Below are 17,520 nucleotides of genomic sequence, written 5' to 3' on the forward strand. Positions count from 1 at the left end.
GGTGGTCCAACACTGTGTAGGTTTTCAGCCGATCTATGGTGGCTGATATAGATTTTTTAGCACCAGCGGCACAGGTATGCAAGCCCGTCCGGCGAAAATTATTTGGCGGCCAGGGCACGCACCGGGGCACGCCAAAGGGCCCTCCGCCAGATCTGCAGAGGGCCCTTCGATGGGGTTCGTGATGGCTGGCTAGTCCCGCGTGGGATCCGGGCGAAGGGGTGCGGGCCCCGGGTCTGGGACAGGCAGCGGCCCGGGAGGCTCGGGGGTGGGGAACGGGCTGGGCGCCGGAGGTCCGGGGTGGCCGGGCTGCGTGGGATCGGGCGATGTCGGATCCGGGCCGGGCTCCGGCGGGAACGGCGAAGGTTCGTGCACTGGCGGGATGGTCATGGATCTTCCCCTCTCACGCTGGGCGGCGCCTGTACCGAGCTAGGTGCCTTGAACTGAACACGATACGCCTGCCACCCCCGCCCGGACAGGCCCCAGCTTCCCTGCAACGCCCGCTCACATCCGGCGGCTCCCACCCCCACGCGCGCTCACATCCGGCGGCTCCCACCCCAACGCCCGCTCACTCTCTTCAGAAGAGTGAGCGGGCCTTGGGGGTCTCAGGCACCACGAGTGAGCGGGCGTTGGGGTTTTAGGCACCACGAGTGAGCGCACGTTGGGGTTTTAGGCACCACAAGTGAGCGCGGGTTCCCACTCCCCTCCCCGCCCTTTCCCGCGTCCAGAAAATCTCGGCGCCCCATCAAGTAGGGAAACGAGCGGGGTTTCTTCCCCGGTAGCGAACGCCGGCCACGGCGGGGTGCCCGGTCTATATATTGAGTCCATGACCTCCACTCCGCTGCAGAACTCCGCCAGCACGCCAGCGTCCGCCGCCACCCCGCCCGTGGCCAAGAAGGTGCCCACCGACAGGACGCACCACGGGGACACCTACGTGGACAACTATGAGTGGCTGCGGGACAAGGAGTCCGCCGAGGTGGTGGAGCACCTGAAGGCCGAGAACGCCTACCAGGAAGCGGTCACCGCCCACCAGGAGCCGCTGCGCGAAGCCATCTTCCAGGAGATCAAGGGCCGCACGCAGGAAACCGACCTCTCGGTTCCGCACCGCAAGGACGGCTGGTGGTACTTCAGCCGCTCGGTGGAGGGCAAGGAGTACGGCATCCAGTGCCGTGTCCGCGCCAGCGACACCGATGACAGGATCGCCGACTGGACCCCTCCGGCCGTGGAGCCCGGCGTCGAAATCCCCGGCGAAGAAGTCCTGCTGGACGGCAACGTCGAGGCCGAGGGCAAGCCGTTCTTCTCCGTGGGCGGCACCGCCGTGACAGTGGACGGCACCCTCTACGCCTACGCCGTGGACAACTCCGGCGACGAACGCTTCACCCTCCGGATCAAGGACCTCCGCACCAGCGAGCTGCTGCCGGACGTCATTGAGAACATCTTCTACGGTGTGTCCTTCTCCCCCGACGGCACCCGCATTTTCTACACCGTGGTGGATGACTCGTGGCGCCCATACCAGGTGAAGGCGCACGCCCTGGGCACCCCGGTCAGCGAGGACACGGTGATCTACCAGGAGGACGACACCGCCATGTGGCTGGGCTTCGAGCTGTCTTCGGACCGGCGCTACCTGATACTGGGCATCGGCTGCTCCGAGTACAGCGAAACCCGGCTGCTCCGCTTCGACGACCCCGCACAGGAGCTCACCACCGTCATTTCGCGGGACGAGCGCGTCCTGTACGAGGCGGAGCCGTTCCTGCTCGAAGGCCCCGACGGCGCCAAGGCCGAGAAGATCCTGCTCACCCACAACCGCGGCGCCATCAACTCCATGGTCTCCCTGGCGGACCCCGCCGAGCTGGCAAAGCCGCTGGCTGAGCAGGCCTGGCAGACCGTCGTCGAGCATTCCGACGACGTCCGCGTCAACGGTGCCAGCGTCACCTCCACGCACCTCATCGCCTCCATCCGCAAGGACACCATCGAGCGCGTCCAGGTGATGGGACTCGCCGGTCTGGGCACGGCCGCGCAGCAGGAACCGGTGGAGCCGGCGTTTGACGAGGAGCTCTACACCGCCGGGGTGGGCGGCTCGGACTATGAGGCACCCGTGATCCGGCTGGGCTACACGTCCTACTTCACGCCGTCGCGCATTTACGACTTCGTCCTGCCCACCGCGGAGCAGCCCGCCGGCGAGCTGCTGCTGCGCAAAGAGAGCCCGGTGCTGGGCGGCTACGACGGCAGCGACTACGTGGCCACCCGGGAATGGGCCACGGCGGCGGATGGCACCCGCATCCCACTGTCCGTCCTCCGGCACAAAAGCGTCAGGCAGGATTCGACGGCGGCCGGCTTGGTCTACGGGTACGGCTCCTACGAACTCAGCAGGGACCCGGAGTTCGGCATCGCGCGGCTCTCGCTGCTGGACCGCGGCGTGGTGTTCGTGATGGCGCATGTCCGCGGCGGCGGTGAGCTGGGCCGGCACTGGTACGAGGACGGCAAGAAGCTCACCAAGAAGAACACGTTCACGGACTTCGTGGACGCCACGGACTGGCTGGCCAATTCCGGGTGGGTGGACCCGGCGCGAATCGCGGCCATGGGCGGCTCGGCGGGCGGCCTGCTGATGGGAGCCATCGCCAACATGGCGCCGGAAAAGTACAAGGCCGTGGTGGCCCAGGTACCGTTCGTGGACCCGCTCACCAGCATCCTGGACCCGGACCTGCCCCTCTCGGCCCTCGAGTGGGAGGAATGGGGCAACCCGATTACCGACGCCGATGTGTACGCGTACATGAAGTCCTACTCGCCCTACGAAAACGTGCGGGACGTGGCCTACCCCAAGATCGCCGCCGTGACGTCCTTCAACGACACCCGCGTCCTCTACGTGGAGCCCGCCAAATGGGTGCAGGAACTGCGGAACCGCACCACCGGATCCGAGCCCATCCTCATGAAGATCGAGATGGACGGCGGGCACGGCGGCGCCTCCGGGCGCTACGTGCAGTGGCGCGAACGGGCGTGGGACTACGCATTCATTGCCGACTCCCTGGGCGCCACCGAGCTGCTGCCGGGGGCCGGACTGAAGTAAGCCCTACTGAAGCGGAGCGTACGACGGCGGCCCCACGCCGCCGTCGTACGCCCGCCTTCTCCCCCGCGCCTGGATGCCGTCCCCTCCACGGGTATCCAGAAATGATCACCATGCTTACCATTGTTGGGCAGTTGTTTTCCGCCGCACGAAGCCGAAGGAGCAGCAATGTCACTCAGCAAGGGAACGCACGTGGAGTGGAACACCTCCCAGGGCAAGACGCACGGCAAGGTCGTGGAGAAGAAAACCAGCGACTTCGAACTGGACGGCAACACCCACCGCGCCAGCAAGGATGAACCGCAATACGTTGTGGAGTCGGACAAGACCGGCGCCCGGGCAGCGCACAAGGCGTCGGCACTGACCGAGAAGAAGTAGCGCCGTGGCCGCTTTGCATGAAGTGGTCATCATTGGCGGCGGCAACGCGGGAGTGTCGCTGGCGGCGCGGCTGGAGCGGTACGGGGTTAAGGACCTGGCGCTCATCGAGCCCAAGGACCACCACTTCTACCAGCCACTGTTTTCCCACATTGCCGGCGGCCGCGCACAGGCGAAGGAGGCCGTCCGGAGCCAGGCCTCGGTGATCCCGCCCGGCGTCGAATGGATCCGGGATGCCGCCGTGGACGTGGACGCGAACACCAACACGGTCACGCTGGCATCCGGCTCAACTGTCGGGTACGGGCAGCTGGTGGTTTGCCCTGGGCTGCAGTACGACTGGGACGCCGTGCCGGGCCTGGCTGATGCTGTCCATTCGCCGCACGGCACCACCCACTACGAGTTCGAGCTGGCATCAAAAGCCTGGACCCTCCTTAGCGGCCTGACCTCCGGGACGGCCGTGTTCACCATGCCTGCCGGGCCCATCAAATGCGGCGGAGCCAGCCAGAAGCCCATGTACCTGGCCTGCGACTACTGGCGGCAACAGGGCGTCCTGGACAAGATCCGCGTGGTGATGGTGCAGCCCTACCCCACCGTGTTCGGCGTGCCGGAGGTGGACCGCGAATTGGACCGGAAGATCGCCGAGTACGGCATTGAGCTGCGGACGGACAGCGAACTGGTGTCCGTGGACGCGGCACGCCGGGAGGCGACCATCCGCAATCTCGGCTCGGGCAGCCGGGAAACCCTGCAATATGACGTCCTCAACGCGGTGCCGCCGCAGTCCGCGCCGGACTGGCTGAAAGCCACCGACCTCCCCACCCCGGCGGACAAGGGCGGTTTCGTGGAGGTGGACCGGCAGACCCTCCGCCACCTGCGGTACCCCAACGTCTGGTCCTTGGGGGACGCCGCAGGCACCACCAACTCGAAGTCCGGCGGGGCGCTGCGCAAACAGACCAAGGTCCTGGCCAAGAACCTGGTGGCCACCCGGAAAGGAAAGCCGCCCACGCAGAAGTACAACGGCTATTCGGTCTGCCCGTTCACGGTCTCACGCGACACCGTGGTGTTCGCCGAGTTCGACGACAGGTACCGGCCTATGCCCACCATTCCGCGAATCCCCACCTGGAACGAAAGCAAGGCGTCCTGGGTGGTGGACCGCGACGTCTTCCCGCAGGTCTACTGGAACCTCATCCTCAAGGGCCGGGCGTAGGGATTCCGGCTGTTGCGGCGGGCCTGTCGGCTGACGCTGGCACATCTCCGGCCCTCCGCCCGCCGGCACGCCACTCGTCCGCGAGCACTGCGTAAATCATCTCCGTGGCCCACTGGTCCTTGTAGAACCATTTGTCCACGTGGCGGCCCTCCAGCCGCATGCCCAGGCGCTGGCAGAGCGCGGCGGAGGCCGTGTTGAGCTCATCCAGCCGCGCTTCGATCCGGCGCAGGCCAAGCTCCCCGAAACCAAGGTCCAGGACCGCTGCCGCCGCCTCGGTGGCGTAGCCCTTGCCGCGCGCCTGCGGTGCCATGGACCAGCCCACTTCCGCCTGGCCGCGGCCCGGAAGCCACTTGAGCACCACTTCCCCCAGCAAGCCAGGCTCCCCCGCGGCTTCGATGGCCAGGCAGAGCCAGTCGCCTTCCTTCTCGTAGACGAAGTTGGCGTATTTCCCCACCGACTCCATGGATTTGGTGTAGCTCTTGGCAGGCCCGGGCAGGAACCGGGCGGTCTCCGCCAGCGAGTGGTAGGCGTGGAATGCCTCCAGGTCTCCGGCTTCGAAGCGCCGCAGGACCAGGCGCCCGGTGCGGATGGGCAGCGCGATGTCCGGCATCGGGGCGCTACCGGCCGGAACCTACGACGGCGGCAGTCGCCTCCGCGATGGCGCGCTCCTCGTCAGTGGGAACCACCAGCACGGGGATGGCGGACTGCGGCGTGGAAATAACGCGCGGTTCCTTGGACCGGGCAGCATTCAGCCCGGCGTCGACCTCTATGCCGAGCGCACCCAGGCGGTCGGCGACCAATGCGCGGAACTGGTGGGAGTTCTCGCCGATTCCCGCCGTGAACACCAGCGCCTTGGCCCCGCCGACGGCCACGTGGTAGCCGCCGATGTACTTGGCCAGCCGGTAGGACGTGACGGCCAGCGCCATGGTGGCTTTGGCGTCGCCGTCCTCGGCGGCCTCCACCACGGAGCGCATGTCATTGTTGCCGGCCAGGCCCTTGAGCCCGGACTCCCGGTTGAGCATGGAGTCCAGGTCCTCTGGGGTCCAGCCGGCGCGGCCCAGGAACACCAGGATGGACGGGTCAAGGTCGCCGGAACGGGTCCCCATCACCAGGCCCTCAAGCGGGGTGAATCCCATGGAGGTGTCCACGGAGTGGCCGCCCTGGATCGCCGTGACGGAGGCGCCGTTGCCCAGGTGGGCGATGACGGCGTCGAACTCCTCCACGGGCAGGTCCAGCAACGCGGCAGCGCGGCGGGCAACATACTCGTGCGAGGTGCCGTGGAAGCCGTACCGGCGGATGCCGTGGTTTGTGTAGAGCTCGTCCGGGACGGCGTAGCGCCAGGCGTGCTCGGGAAGGGTCCGGTGGAAGGCGGTGTCGAACACGGCCACCTGCGGCATGTCCGGCCACTTCCTGGTGATGGCCCTGATGCCCAGGACGTTGGCGGGGTTGTGCAGGGGTGCCAGCGGGTTGAGCCGCTCGATGGCGCGGGTGATCTCGTTGTCGATCAGTACCGGCTCGGCGAACCGTTCCCCGCCGTGCACCACCCGGTGGCCCACGGCGCCGAGCTCCAGGTCACCCAGCTCTTCATGGATGGCCACTTCCACCTGTTCCAGCGCCTCCGCATGGTCCCGCGGACCCACGATTTCGCCGTCACCGTCACCACCGTTGCCCATGCCGATCTTCTCGATCAGTCCCTCGGCCAGCACCGTCCCGGCGGCCACATCGCGCACCTGGTATTTGAGCGAGGACGAACCGGAGTTGATGACGAGCACGAGCATGCGGGGCCTCCTGGGGCTTGCTTCTGCAGTTCAACCCCCACTATAGGTGGCGGCACTGACAGGCGGGTTTCCTTGCGCATGCAGCCCGGCTGTGCCTATGGTCGGCGGACAGGCTGCACCACGTCGAGAGGACTTTCCCAATGACGAACGACCCCACTTCAAACGAAGAGAACGATCCCACCAACACCGGATCCAGCAGCACCGCGCCGCTTCAGCCGGGCGGGCCTGAAGGGGCCTCCAGTTCCAAGGACCCTGCGGGTGTGGAGGGCGCCAACCCGGCGCTGGACGATACCGGGGACCTCAAGGCTGCCGAAACCGGGGACGCCCCCGAGGCGCCCGCGGACCGTGAGGGCCTGGACCTGACTCCGCAGGGGCTGTCCGATGAGCCGGCAAAGGAAGAGGACGACGACAGCCTCGCCAAGCCGGACAACAGCTAGGCACAACGAACGCTCCCGACGGCGGCACCCGGCTTTTTCACCAAAGCCGGGTGCCGTCGTCGTACTTTCCCTAGGCCTGGGCCTGGATGGCGGTGATGGCCACCGTGTTGACGATGTCCTCCACCGTGCAGCCGCGGGAGAGATCGTTGACCGGCTTCCGCAGGCCCTGCAGGACGGGCCCGACGGCGACAGCCCCGGAGCTCTGCTGCACCGCCTTGTACGTGTTGTTGCCGGTGTTCAGGTCCGGGAAGATGAACACGGTGGCCTGCCCTGCCACGGATGAACCGGGCATTTTGGATTCGGCGATGGAGGCGTCCACGGCGGCGTCGTACTGGATGGGCCCTTCGACGGCGAGGTCCGGGCGGCGCTCCCGCACCAGCTCGGTGGCCTGCCGCACCTCGTCCACAGCCTCGCCTGAGCCGGAGCCGCCGGTGGAGTAGGACAGCATGGCCACCCTCGGCTCCACCCCGAACTGTGCCGCCGTCTCCGCGGATGCGAGCGCGATGTCCGCCAGCTGCTCCACGTTGGGGTCCGGATTCACTGCGCAGTCGCCGTACACCAGCACCCGGTCCGGCATGAGCATCAGGAACACCGAGGAGACAATCTTCACGCCCTCCCTGGTCTTCACGAATTCCAGGGCCGGCCGGATGGTGTGGGCGGTGGTGTGGGCTGCGCCGGAGACCATGCCGTCCACCACGCCCAGCTGGACCATCATGGTGCCGAAGTAGCTGACGTCCTGCATGATTTCGAGCGCCTTGGCCAGGTCGACACCCTTGTGGGCGCGGAGTTCGGCGTACTTTTCGGCGAACTGCTGCCGCAGCTCAGAGGTTGCCGGGTCCACGATGTTGATCCCGGTGAGGTCGATGCCGCGGGAAGCCGCCAGTTCGCGCACGTCTGTTTCGGGTCCGAGGACCGTGAGGTCGCAGACGTCGCGGCGGTGCAGGATCTCGGCGGCGCGCAGGATGCGGACGTCGGTTCCCTCCGGCAGGACCACGTGGCGACGCTGGGCCCTTGCCCGTTCGATGAGGTCGTGCAGGAACCGCAGCGGGGTCATGCGTTCCGGCCGGGGCAGGTGCAGCCGCTCCATCAGCTCGGCCTCGTCCACGCGCCGGGACCAGAGGCCCAGCGCGGAGGCCACCTTGCGGCGGTGCCCGGACCAGATCTCGCTGCGGACCTCGGACACGCGCCGGGCGGTGGTGTAGGTGTCCGCGCTGGCGGCGAAAACGGGGAAGGGTGCCTGGGCCAGGAGCGGGTAGATGTTGGCGTCCGGGGCGAGCCCGCCGGTGAGGATGAGGGCGGAGGCCACCGGGAACTCCGGCGAAAACGAGGACGCGAGGCACGCCACCATCACATCGGCCCGGTCCCCCGGCACAATCACCAGGGCGCCCTCGTCCAGGACGTTGAGGAAGTTGCCCACGTTCATGGCGGCCACCTTGATGTCCCTTACGTCGCGCTCCATGTCGGCCCGGCCCGCGATCTGCCGGACACCCAGCGCGGCGGCCACCTCGCCGGTGGTGGGGCGGGCGATCTCCTCCAGCTCGGGCAGGACATAGACGGGACGCTTTGAGGCGCCGGGCTTGATGGCGGCGGCGATATCCTCGACGTCGTCCGGGTCCGCCCGGTTCACCAGGATGGCCAGCAGCGAGCATTTCTCGGCGGCGAGTTCCTTGCGGGCAACCTCGACGGCGGCGGCGGCCTCCGCGACGGTCCGCCCCTTGGCACCCACCACGGCAACGATGGGGGCCGCGAGGTTGTTGGCCAGGCGCGCGTTGAGGTCGAATTCGACGGCGGCGTCCTGGCCCGTGAGGTCCGTCCCCTCCACGATCACCACGTCGCAGTGCCGGGCAATGTCGGCGAAGATTTCCACGCAACGGGCATCGATCTCTTCGCGCTGCCCCTCGGCCAGCAGCGTCCGGACTTCCTCGAAGGTGAGGCCGCCGCGGCAGCGTTCATCCTCCAGGGCGAACCGGGATTTCATCAGGGTGACCATGGGGTCCTCGCTGGCCACCGGGCCCTGGACCACGGGCTTGAAGAAGCCGATCCGGTCCGCGTGCCGGTGCAGGGTGTCCGCCAGGCCGAGGGCCACAAGGGACTTGCCCGAGCCCGGGGTGGTTGCGCTGACGTAGATGCCTTTGGCCATGGTCCGCCCTTTGCTGTTCTTGCTGGTGCCGGTCCTCCCATCCTTGCACCTCCGGCGCCCCAAAGAACAAAGGTGCGCGCCGCCGTCGTGCGTTCCTTCCCAGTTAGTTTCCATCCCACCGTGCGGCGCGCCGCGGACGACGGCGTGTCCCCCGCTTTGGCGCCCGGAGCAGCTAAGTAACGGGGCGGGAAGGCCCGCGCCGGGCGGCCCCACCCTTGACACCGGACCCCCTTATGGGATTACCTAATGAACATTCGGTAAATAAAGCTGGAGGCAATGACGCATGGCTGAAGCAACACTCTCCGGGGCCACCCACCCCATCCTGGAAAACGACTATGCCTCCGAGTGGATGGGCATCGAGGTCCTGGCACTCAGCGACGGCCACGCCACCATCCGGATGACCCTCCGGCAGGAAATGCTCAACGGCTTCGGCATGGCACACGGCGGAATGATCTTCGCCTTCGGCGACACCGCCTTCGCCCTCGCGTGCAACCCGATCAGCCCCGCACCAGGCGAGGAAAACACCATCACCGTTGCCTCCGGCGTCGACATCAATTTCCTCAAGCCGGCGTTCCGTGGCCAGGTCCTCACCGCCGTGGCAGACCGCCGGTCCAGCGCCGGCCGCAGCGGCCTCTACGACATCCAGATCTTCGCCACCGACGCCCACACCCCCGGCGCGGAGCCCGGCACCAGCACCCCGGGCGAGCTCATCGCCGAGTTCCGCGGACGCAGCCGCACCATCCCCAAGAAGTAGGAAAACCATGACCCTGCATGCCCCCGAAACCCCTGCCGCCGCGTCCGTGGACACCGCAGCCACCGGCACCGACGCCGTCCTGGACCGCGAGGAGACCATCTCCCGCGACGAGCTCGAAGCGCTCCAGCTCAGCCGCCTCCAGCACACCGTCTCCTACGCCTACGAGCGCGTGCCGCTGTACAAGCGCAAGTTCGACGAAGCCGGCATCCACCCGAACGATCTCCGCGAACTGGCCGACCTCGGCAACTTCCCCTTCACCACCAAGGACGACCTGCGCGCCGAATACCCGTTCGGCATGTTCGCCGTGCCGCAGAACGAAGTAGCCCGCATCCACGCCAGCTCGGGCACCACCGGCCGGCCCACCGTCGTCGGGTACACCAAGCAGGACCTGGCCGACTGGGCAAAGCTCGTGGCCCGCAGCTTCCGCGCCGCCGGCATCCGCCCGGGCATGAAGGTCCACAACGCCTACGGCTACGGCCTGTTCACCGGCGGCCTGGGCGCGCACGCCGGCGCCGAGGCCCTGGGCTGCACCGTGATCCCGATGTCCGGCGGCCAGACCGAACGGCAGATCCAGCTGATCCAGGACTTCAAGCCGGACGCCATCCTGGCCACGCCCACATACCTGCTCACCATCGCCGACGCCATGGCACATATGGGCATCGACCCCGCCTCCACGTCGCTGAAGTTCGCCGTCCTGGGCGCCGAGCCGTGGACGCAGGAGATGCGGCACGAGCTCGAGGTCATGATGAACATCAAGGCCTGCGACATCTACGGCCTGTCCGAGGTGATGGGCCCGGGCGTTGCCGGCGAGGCCGTGGAAACGCAGGACGGCAGCCACATCTGGGAGGACCACTTCCGCCCCGAAATCATCGATCCCTTCAACCCCCTGGCGGGCAAGGAAAACGTCCTGCGCGACGGCGAACACGGCGAACTCGTCTTCACCTCGCTCACCAAGGAAGCCCTGCCGATCATCCGCTACCGCACCAAGGACCTCACCCGGCTCCTGCCCGGCACCGCCCGCCCGGCCCACCGCCGCATGGGACGCATCACCGGGCGCAGCGACGACATGATCATCCTGCGCGGCGTGAACCTCTTCCCGTCCCAGATTGAGGAAATTGCCCTCCGCATCCCCGAGCTCAGCCCGCACTTCCAGCTCGAGCTCACCCGCCCGGAAGGGCAGCGGATGGACCAGCTGACCGTCCGAATCGAACGGCGGGACGCCGTCACCATTGAGCAGAGCACGACGGCGGCACGCGCCTTGAAGGAGCAGATCAAGATCCACGTGGGTTCTTCGTGCACGGTGGACGTGGTGGATCCCGGATCGCTTGAGCGCTCCAACGGCAAGCTCCGCCGCATCTACGACATGCGGCCTAAGGGATAGACGGAGGCAGTAGGCCCGGACCTGCGCCTTCCCGCCTGTCCGGGCCGACCGACCGTTCATGAGAAACTAGCCACTATGCCCAGCCAGACCACCAGCACCAACGGCGCAGCCGCCAACGGATCAGCCAAGCGCGGCCGCCCCGGCTACGACCAGCAATCGGTGCTGCGCATCGCCGTCGACGTCTTCAACCGCCATGGCTACGACGCGACGTCCATGGGGATCCTCGCGGACAACCTGGGCATCTCCAAGTCGGCCATCTACCACCACGTGCCGTCCAAGGGCGATCTGCTGAAGCTCGCCCTGGACCACGCGCTGGGCGGGCTGGAGTCCATCCTGGAACAGCCCGAGGCCACCGCAGGTGCCGCCGATGCCCGGCTGGAGTTCGTGCTGCGGCGCACCGTGGCGGTCCTCGTGGAGCGCCTGCCGTTCGTCACCCTGCTGCTGCGGCTGCGGGGCAACACCGAGATCGAGCGGGACGCGCTGGAACGCCGCCGCACGTTCGACCACAAGGTGGCTGCACTCATTTCCGCCGCCCGGGATGAGGGGTCACTGCGCCAGGACATCGACCCGCGCACGGTTACCCGCCTCCTGTTTGGCATGATCAACTCCATCGTGGAGTGGTACAAGCCCGGCGGTTCCCTGAGCCCCGGGAAGCTCGCGGACGATGTCATCACCATGGCCTTCGACGGCCTACACGGGCAAGCGACCCCCACAGCCTGACCTTCCCTGGCCTTCACTGCCACCGGGCACTCCGCAAGTAATAAGGGTGCTTGGTATTTTCCCTGCTTCGAGGCTACGGTGGTAGAAAGCCACTGATTACAGGGAGGTAGGGAAGATGAGCACCCACAAAGATGAGCCCGACGCAGGATTCATCGTTCCGGATCCGTCCAAGATCCGGGAGGACATCCCCGGGGACGCAGCCGACGAAGCAAACGTCATCCGCTTCAGCGAGGAGCAGGCCCTGATCGAGGAGCAGTCGCACGGCATCCGGCCGGACACCTACAGCGTCCCCGCCGGCGGTCCCACCATGGATGAGGCCCGCGGCAACATGGACCTCTCCGATCAGAGCGAGTCCGGCAAGGGCACCGGCCGCGAGGATGACAGCAGCGATGACGGGCTGCACGGCGGCGCGGAGTCCTGACTCCCCCGCACTAAAACCTGGGCGGCATACCCGCCCGGGCGCGCAGTAACCTACTGGCCCGGCGATGGGCAGCCCTGCCCATCGCCGGGCCAGTTTTTGCGCCGTAAACTCGGTTACACCAACCACATAAATGGCCTTCGCATCTCCGCGGGCCAATAAATCCATACGTTATAGTTATCCGTGTTCGCATCACATCTTCAGGGGGAAATCATGATCAGGAACCGCACTTCTTCGCGCCCATTGACCGCCTTGGGCGTTGCCGCCGTCCTGGGGCTGGGACTGTCCGCTTGTGCTACTGAGGCGCCTGCGGCCTCCGAAACCCGGCCGTCAACCGAAGCGGCCACTTCAGCTTCCGCGTCACCCAGCAGCCCCGCCAGCGCGTCAGCCAGCGCTTCTGCTGCCGCCCCCGCCGGTGCCTCCGCCGGTGCCTCCGGAACCGCGAAGGACCTTACAGCTCCCGGGACAAAGCTCGGCCTGGGCGAAAAGGCAGTCACCCACACCAACACGGGCAAGGATAAGGCTGACGCCAAGTACACGGAAGCCACCTACACCACCAGCGTCACCAAGATCACCGCTGGTGCCGAGGCCGATCTCGCCGCTCTGAAGGACGCCGCGAAGTTCGCCGGGCAGACGCCGTACTACGTCTTCACCGAACACACCTTGGACAGCCTGAGCAAGCCCTCCGCCGGCATCAGCGAACCCCGCCTGAACGCCCAGCTGAAGGATGGGACGGATGCCCAGAAGCTGATCATCATCGGCTCCCTGGACCAGTGCCCCACCAAGCGGTTTGAGACCACCGGCTCGAGTGACAACCTGAGCTACAAGGTGGGCAGCACCATGACATCGTGCCAGGTCTTCCTCGCACCCGCCGGCGACGAGATCGTCTCCGCGGACTACGCCGATTCCGGCTTCAGCTACGCAAGCTCCAGCGACAACCCGTACCGCAAGAACCCGATCGTCTGGTCCAAGTAGGGACCGGCCCGGCCCGCCAGCGGGCCGGGCGACCAACCGACGCAGGGGCGCCCAGATCCGACCGGAGCGCCCCTGCTGCTGTTAATGCTTCCTAGACCTGGTAGTCCGGCTGGCCGTTCAGCCGCTCGTGGACGCAGAGGATGTTGTGCTCGGTGTCCATGAACCACGCGCACTTTTCCGAGTCGGTGGTGCAGATGTGGCTTTCGGTCCGAAGGTTGGGCAGGTTGTAATCCTGGAACCGTACGCCCATGGCTTCCATGTCCCGGACGGTCCGTTCGATGTCCGTCACTTCGAAGCTCAAGGCCGTGTGCTCGGAGTGTTTGCCGTCCGATACGGGCATCAGCTGCAGCATCGGGCCGCCGTCGGTGCCGAGTAATTCGCTTCCATCGTCTGTCATTCCGCGGTGCGGGAGTCCGAGTTTCCCGGTGTAGAAACTGCGGGCGCGGGCTGCGTCATCGACCGGCAGGATGGTTGTGGCTGTGCTCATTTTGAGGGTCATGTGGCCACCTCCTACGAGGCAGAATCTTACGCCGGGGAGCCGCGAAACACCCTCCCCCTTTTGCCCCGCAACCCCCGCAAGCCCCGCCCACCTTGACCACCCAAACGCCCGCTCACTAGTGGCGCTTAAGAACCGAACGCCAGCTCACCTGGGTGAGCTGGCGTTCGGCGGTAAGACACCACGAGTGAGCGCGCGTCGCAGGGGAAGCGACCACAAGTGAGCGCGCGTCGGGGAGGGGGGCTACTTTTCGACGAGGGTGAGGACGTCGTAAGTGGCCACGATCTCGTCGTTCTGGTTGGTGAGGACGGCGTCCCAGGCCACCTCGCCGTATTCGTCCGTTTCACGCGGCGTGATCTTCTTCGCGGTGAGGGTCACCCGGATGGAGTCGCCGGCGGCAACAGGGGTGATGAAGCGCAGGTTCTCCAGCCCGTAGTTGGCCAGGACGGGGCCCGGTGCCGGCTCTACGAACAGCCCGGCGCCCCAGGCCAGCAGGAGGTAGCCGTGCGCCACGATGCCCGGGAAGAACGGGTTGGCCTCGGCGGCCTCCTGGTTGGTGTGGGCGTAGAAGGTGTCCCCGGTGGTGTTGGCGAAGGCCGTGATGTCCTCCAGGGTGACCTGCCGCAGGTCCGAGCGGACGGCATCGCCGATGCGCAGGGTCTGCAGGTGCTTGCGGAACGGGTGCGTCCCCTCAGTGTCCACCGTGAAGTTGCGGTCCGCCCCTGTGTGCCAAACGCCGGTGACGGCGGTGAGCATGTTGGGCGAGCCCTGGATGGCGGTGCGCTGCATGTGGTGCAGGACCGAGCGGATGCCGCCGAGCTCCTCGCCGCCGCCGGCGCGGCCGGGGCCGCCGTGCACCAGGTGCGGGACGGGTGAGCCGTGTCCGGTTGAGGTGCGGGCGTCTTCGCGGTTCAGCATGAGGACGCGGCCGTGGTGCGCGGCAATGCCGGTGACCAGTTCACGCGCCACGTCGGGATCGTTGGTGCAGACGGAGGCCACCAGCGAGCCGCCGCCGCGGGCGGCAAGCCGGACGGCGTCGGCGAGGTCCGTGTAGCCCACCACGGAGGAGACCGGGCCGAAAGCTTCCAGCGAGTGCAGCGCCTCGGCTTCGGGATTGTCCCAGTTGAGGACCACGGGGGCCATGAAGGCGCCGGCGTCCACCACGCCGGTGGTTCCGTCGGCCGAGGTGACCGACGGCGAATCGAGGGTTCCGTACGCAAGCTCACCGCCGGCGTCGAGCATGGACTGCACGGCCACCCGGACGTCCTCAAGCTGTTCCACGGACGCCAGCGCACCCATGGTGACGCCCTCGGCGCGCGGATCGCCCACCACCACGCGTTCCTGAATGCGCTTGCCGATGGCGGCGGAAACCGCGGACACCAGCTCCTGCGGCACGATGGCGCGGCGGATGGCGGTGCACTTCTGGCCCGCCTTGACGGTCATCTCGGTGACCACGGACTTGACGAAGGCTTCGAATTCCGGGGTGCCCTCCACCGCGTCGGGGCCGAGGATGGCGGCGTTGAGGGAGTCGGTTTCGGAGGTGAACCGGACGCCGCCCTCCACCACGTTCGGGTGCGCCTTCAGGGACTTGGCGGTGGCGGCGGACCCGGTGAAGGACACCAGGTCCCGGTAGTCCAGCACGTCCAGCAGTCCGCGGACCGATCCGGAGACCAGCTGCAGCGACCCCTTGGGCAGGATGTTGGACTCCACGATGGCCTTCACCACCGCAGCGGCAACGTAGCCGGTGGGGGTGGCGGGCTTGACGATGGTGGGTACGCCGGCGATAAACGCTGGGGCGAACTTTTCCAGCATGCCCCACACCGGGAAGTTGAAGGCGTTGATCTGCACTGCGACGCCGGGGATGCGGGTGTAGATGTGTTCGCCGGCGAAGGAACCGTCCTTTGACAGCACCTCCATGGGGCCGTCCACCACCACCTGCGAGTTGGGCAGTTCGCGCCGGCCCTTGGAGCCGAAGGTGAAGAGCACGCCGATGCCGCCGTCGATGTCCACCATGGAATCGATCTTGGTGGCGCCGGTCTGGTAGGAGAAGCCGTAGAAGTGTTCGCGGCGGGCGTTCAGGTACTGCGCCAGCTCCTTGAGCTTGAGGGCACGCTGGTGGAAGGTCAGCTTGCCCAACTCGGCCTGGCCGGTGGTCCGGCCGAATTCCACGGCGGCCGCGAGGTCCAGCCCCTCGGTGCTCACCTTGGCCAGGAGCTCGCCCGTGCTGGCGTCGCGGACCGGGGTGGCAGCGGCGGAGCCGGTTTCGGGCGTCCACCAGGAGTCCATAATGAAGCTGGGCACTGTCTCCACGGTATCGAGCGTGGCGTGGGGCGCTGTGGCAGTGGTGGTCATCGTTGACGGGTCCTTCCAAAAAGGGGCAGACAAACGGCTGGTTAATACTGCAATGATTACTGACCGTCCGTTCGGTAATATAAGTACCATACAGGAATGTCCCCGCAGCGCACTAGGAGAGCACATGAGCGACGCCGCCCCGCACCACTCCCCCACAGAGTACGAACTGTGGAAGATCACCCTCGGTGAACTCGACGAGAAGATGGGCGTGAAGATCCTGGAGGAGTCCGTTGAGCGGGTGGTCGCCACCATGCCTGTGGAGGGAAACCGGCAGTCCTTCGGCCTGCTGCATGGCGGTGCTTCGCTGGCAGTGGGTGAGGCGGTGGGCTCCTGGGCGGCGGTTATCCACGCGAGCACCCTGGGCAAGACGGCGGTGGGCATCGATGTCTCCGCAACTCACCACCGCTCCGCCCGGGAAGGCCAGATCACCATCACGGCCACGCCCATCCACCTGGGCGGTACGCTGACCACCCACGAAGTGCTTATCACCAACGAGGCCGGCCAGCGGCTCTGCACCCTCCGCATCACCAACCTGCTGCGGAAGCACAAACACTAGGCACCAAAAAATGTTTCCCGGGCCTGCATCCAAAGACCCCTTTCCCGCGGTATTAAGCGCGTAAGCACAAACAGCCCGGCCACCGGGCATCCTTCAAGGAGTTTGATATGCGCAAAATCAGCTACGCCGCCGGAGCACTTTCACTCGCCGCTTCGTTGGCCTTCGCCGCCCCCGCCCAGGCCGGCGGATGGCACCATGATGACGACCCCGCGCGGCTGTCCGTACTTCATGGCGTTCCCGGCCTGACCGTGGATGTGTGGGTCAACGGCGCCCTCACGCTGGACGACTTCAAGCCCGGCACCCTGGCAGGACCGCTGGAACTGGCGGCCGGCGACTACCAGATCGCCATCACGGCCGCCGACGCCACCAGCGCCGACAACCCGGTCATCGGACCCGTGGACGTGGAGCTCGAACAAGGCGGAAACTACACCGCCGTGGCCCACCTCGATGCCGATGGCGCCCCCACCGCTACGCTCTTCACCAACGACACCAAGGCTCCCCGCAACGACAGCAAAGGCAAGCTGACGGTCCGGCACGTAGCGGCAGCTCCCGCCGTCGACGTCCTGGCCGGTGGGAAAGCGGTCATCGAAGGGCTGAGCAACCCGGACGAGGCCACGCTGAAGCTGAAGGCCGGCACCTACTCGGCGTCGGTGGCTGCAGCCGGCACCACCGATCCCGTGATCGGCCCGGCGGACGTCACCGTTGAGGGCGGGAAGAACACCATCGTTTACGCGTGGGGAAGTCTGGCTGACGGCACCCTGGGCGTGGCAGTGCAGGTGGTTGACGGCACGAACAGGTGGCACGGCCACCACTGACCCCCAGCCAAACCCGCTTTCTACGCCGGAAGGGCGGGGCGCTTTACGCGTCCCGCCCTTCCGC

General features: G+C 67.0%; 16 protein-coding genes. 11 read left to right on the forward strand and 5 right to left on the reverse strand.

Features of this window, described 5'->3' with window-relative positions:
• Positions 1-823: 823 nt before the first annotated feature.
• The 3 genes from BLT71_RS17125 (at position 824) to BLT71_RS17135 (ending at position 4,634) form a co-directional block, all read left to right on the forward strand.
• Positions 824-3,061, forward strand: a complete 2,238-nt coding sequence (locus tag BLT71_RS17125) for a S9 family peptidase (protein WP_172829999.1) — start codon at positions 824-826, stop codon at positions 3,059-3,061.
• Positions 3,062-3,226: 165 nt separating this feature from the next.
• Complete coding sequence (locus tag BLT71_RS17130) at positions 3,227-3,433, forward strand: hypervirulence associated TUDOR domain-containing protein (RefSeq protein WP_091722674.1); 207 nt, start codon at positions 3,227-3,229, stop codon at positions 3,431-3,433.
• Positions 3,434-3,437: 4 nt separating this feature from the next.
• A complete protein-coding gene (locus BLT71_RS17135; RefSeq protein ID WP_091722677.1) occupies positions 3,438-4,634 on the forward strand; it encodes an NAD(P)/FAD-dependent oxidoreductase in 1,197 nt (398 codons plus the stop codon).
• Here BLT71_RS17135 and BLT71_RS17140 read toward each other — a convergent pair.
• Positions 4,618-5,244, reverse strand: a complete 627-nt coding sequence (locus BLT71_RS17140; RefSeq protein ID WP_231994344.1) for a GNAT family N-acetyltransferase — start codon at positions 5,242-5,244, stop codon at positions 4,618-4,620. The genes BLT71_RS17135 and BLT71_RS17140 overlap by 17 nt on opposite strands.
• A 7-nt stretch (positions 5,245-5,251) precedes the next feature.
• Positions 5,252-6,412 (reverse strand): acetate kinase, encoded by a 1,161-nt coding sequence (locus BLT71_RS17145; protein ID WP_091722680.1) that lies wholly within the window; start codon positions 6,410-6,412, stop codon positions 5,252-5,254.
• A gap of 140 nt (positions 6,413-6,552) precedes the next feature.
• Here BLT71_RS17145 and BLT71_RS17150 point away from each other — a divergent pair, with 140 nt between their 5' ends.
• On the forward strand, positions 6,553-6,849 hold the full coding sequence (locus BLT71_RS17150) for a hypothetical protein (protein ID WP_091722683.1): 297 nt from the start codon (positions 6,553-6,555) through the stop codon (positions 6,847-6,849).
• A gap of 70 nt (positions 6,850-6,919) precedes the next feature.
• Here the strand turns inward: BLT71_RS17150 and pta are convergent, their stop codons facing one another.
• Complete coding sequence (gene pta / locus BLT71_RS17155) at positions 6,920-8,989, reverse strand: phosphate acetyltransferase (RefSeq protein ID WP_091722685.1); 2,070 nt, start codon at positions 8,987-8,989, stop codon at positions 6,920-6,922.
• Positions 8,990-9,272: 283 nt separating this feature from the next.
• Between pta and BLT71_RS17160 the strand changes: the two genes are divergently transcribed.
• From BLT71_RS17160 to BLT71_RS20440, 5 genes are all read left to right on the forward strand, one after another.
• Positions 9,273-9,743 carry a hotdog fold thioesterase gene (locus tag BLT71_RS17160; protein WP_091722687.1) on the forward strand — a complete coding sequence of 157 codons (471 nt, stop codon included), beginning with the start codon at positions 9,273-9,275 and terminating at the stop codon, positions 9,741-9,743.
• A gap of 7 nt (positions 9,744-9,750) precedes the next feature.
• Positions 9,751-11,124, forward strand: a complete 1,374-nt coding sequence (gene paaK / locus BLT71_RS17165; RefSeq protein ID WP_172830000.1) for a phenylacetate--CoA ligase PaaK — start codon at positions 9,751-9,753, stop codon at positions 11,122-11,124.
• Between the two features lie 75 nt (positions 11,125-11,199).
• Positions 11,200-11,844, forward strand: coding sequence for a TetR/AcrR family transcriptional regulator (locus BLT71_RS17170; RefSeq protein WP_091722690.1), 645 nt, complete (start codon positions 11,200-11,202; stop codon positions 11,842-11,844).
• A 115-nt stretch (positions 11,845-11,959) separates the two neighbouring features.
• Positions 11,960-12,265 carry a hypothetical protein gene (locus BLT71_RS17175; RefSeq protein WP_091722692.1) on the forward strand — a complete coding sequence of 102 codons (306 nt, stop codon included), beginning with the start codon at positions 11,960-11,962 and terminating at the stop codon, positions 12,263-12,265.
• Positions 12,266-12,475: 210 nt separating this feature from the next.
• Positions 12,476-13,237, forward strand: coding sequence for a hypothetical protein (locus tag BLT71_RS20440; RefSeq protein ID WP_157693498.1), 762 nt, complete (start codon positions 12,476-12,478; stop codon positions 13,235-13,237).
• 91 nt (positions 13,238-13,328) lie between these two features.
• Here the strand turns inward: BLT71_RS20440 and BLT71_RS17190 are convergent, their stop codons facing one another.
• Positions 13,329-13,736, reverse strand: a complete 408-nt coding sequence (locus BLT71_RS17190; protein ID WP_091722700.1) for a VOC family protein — start codon at positions 13,734-13,736, stop codon at positions 13,329-13,331.
• A 240-nt stretch (positions 13,737-13,976) separates the two neighbouring features.
• The gene (paaZ, locus tag BLT71_RS17195; RefSeq protein ID WP_091722703.1) at positions 13,977-16,085 is read right to left on the reverse strand and encodes a phenylacetic acid degradation bifunctional protein PaaZ; all 2,109 of its coding nucleotides are present in this window, start codon (positions 16,083-16,085) and stop codon (positions 13,977-13,979) included.
• A gap of 124 nt (positions 16,086-16,209) precedes the next feature.
• Here paaZ and BLT71_RS17200 point away from each other — a divergent pair, with 124 nt between their 5' ends.
• On the forward strand, positions 16,210-16,641 hold the full coding sequence (locus BLT71_RS17200; RefSeq protein ID WP_091722706.1) for a PaaI family thioesterase: 432 nt from the start codon (positions 16,210-16,212) through the stop codon (positions 16,639-16,641).
• 107 nt (positions 16,642-16,748) lie between these two features.
• Positions 16,749-17,456, forward strand: coding sequence for a DUF4397 domain-containing protein (locus BLT71_RS17205; RefSeq protein WP_091722708.1), 708 nt, complete (start codon positions 16,749-16,751; stop codon positions 17,454-17,456).
• Positions 17,457-17,520: the final 64 nt, after the last annotated feature.

The sequence above is a fragment of the Pseudarthrobacter equi genome, from assembly GCF_900105535.1.
Lineage (GTDB): Bacteria > Actinomycetota > Actinomycetes > Actinomycetales > Micrococcaceae > Arthrobacter > Arthrobacter equi.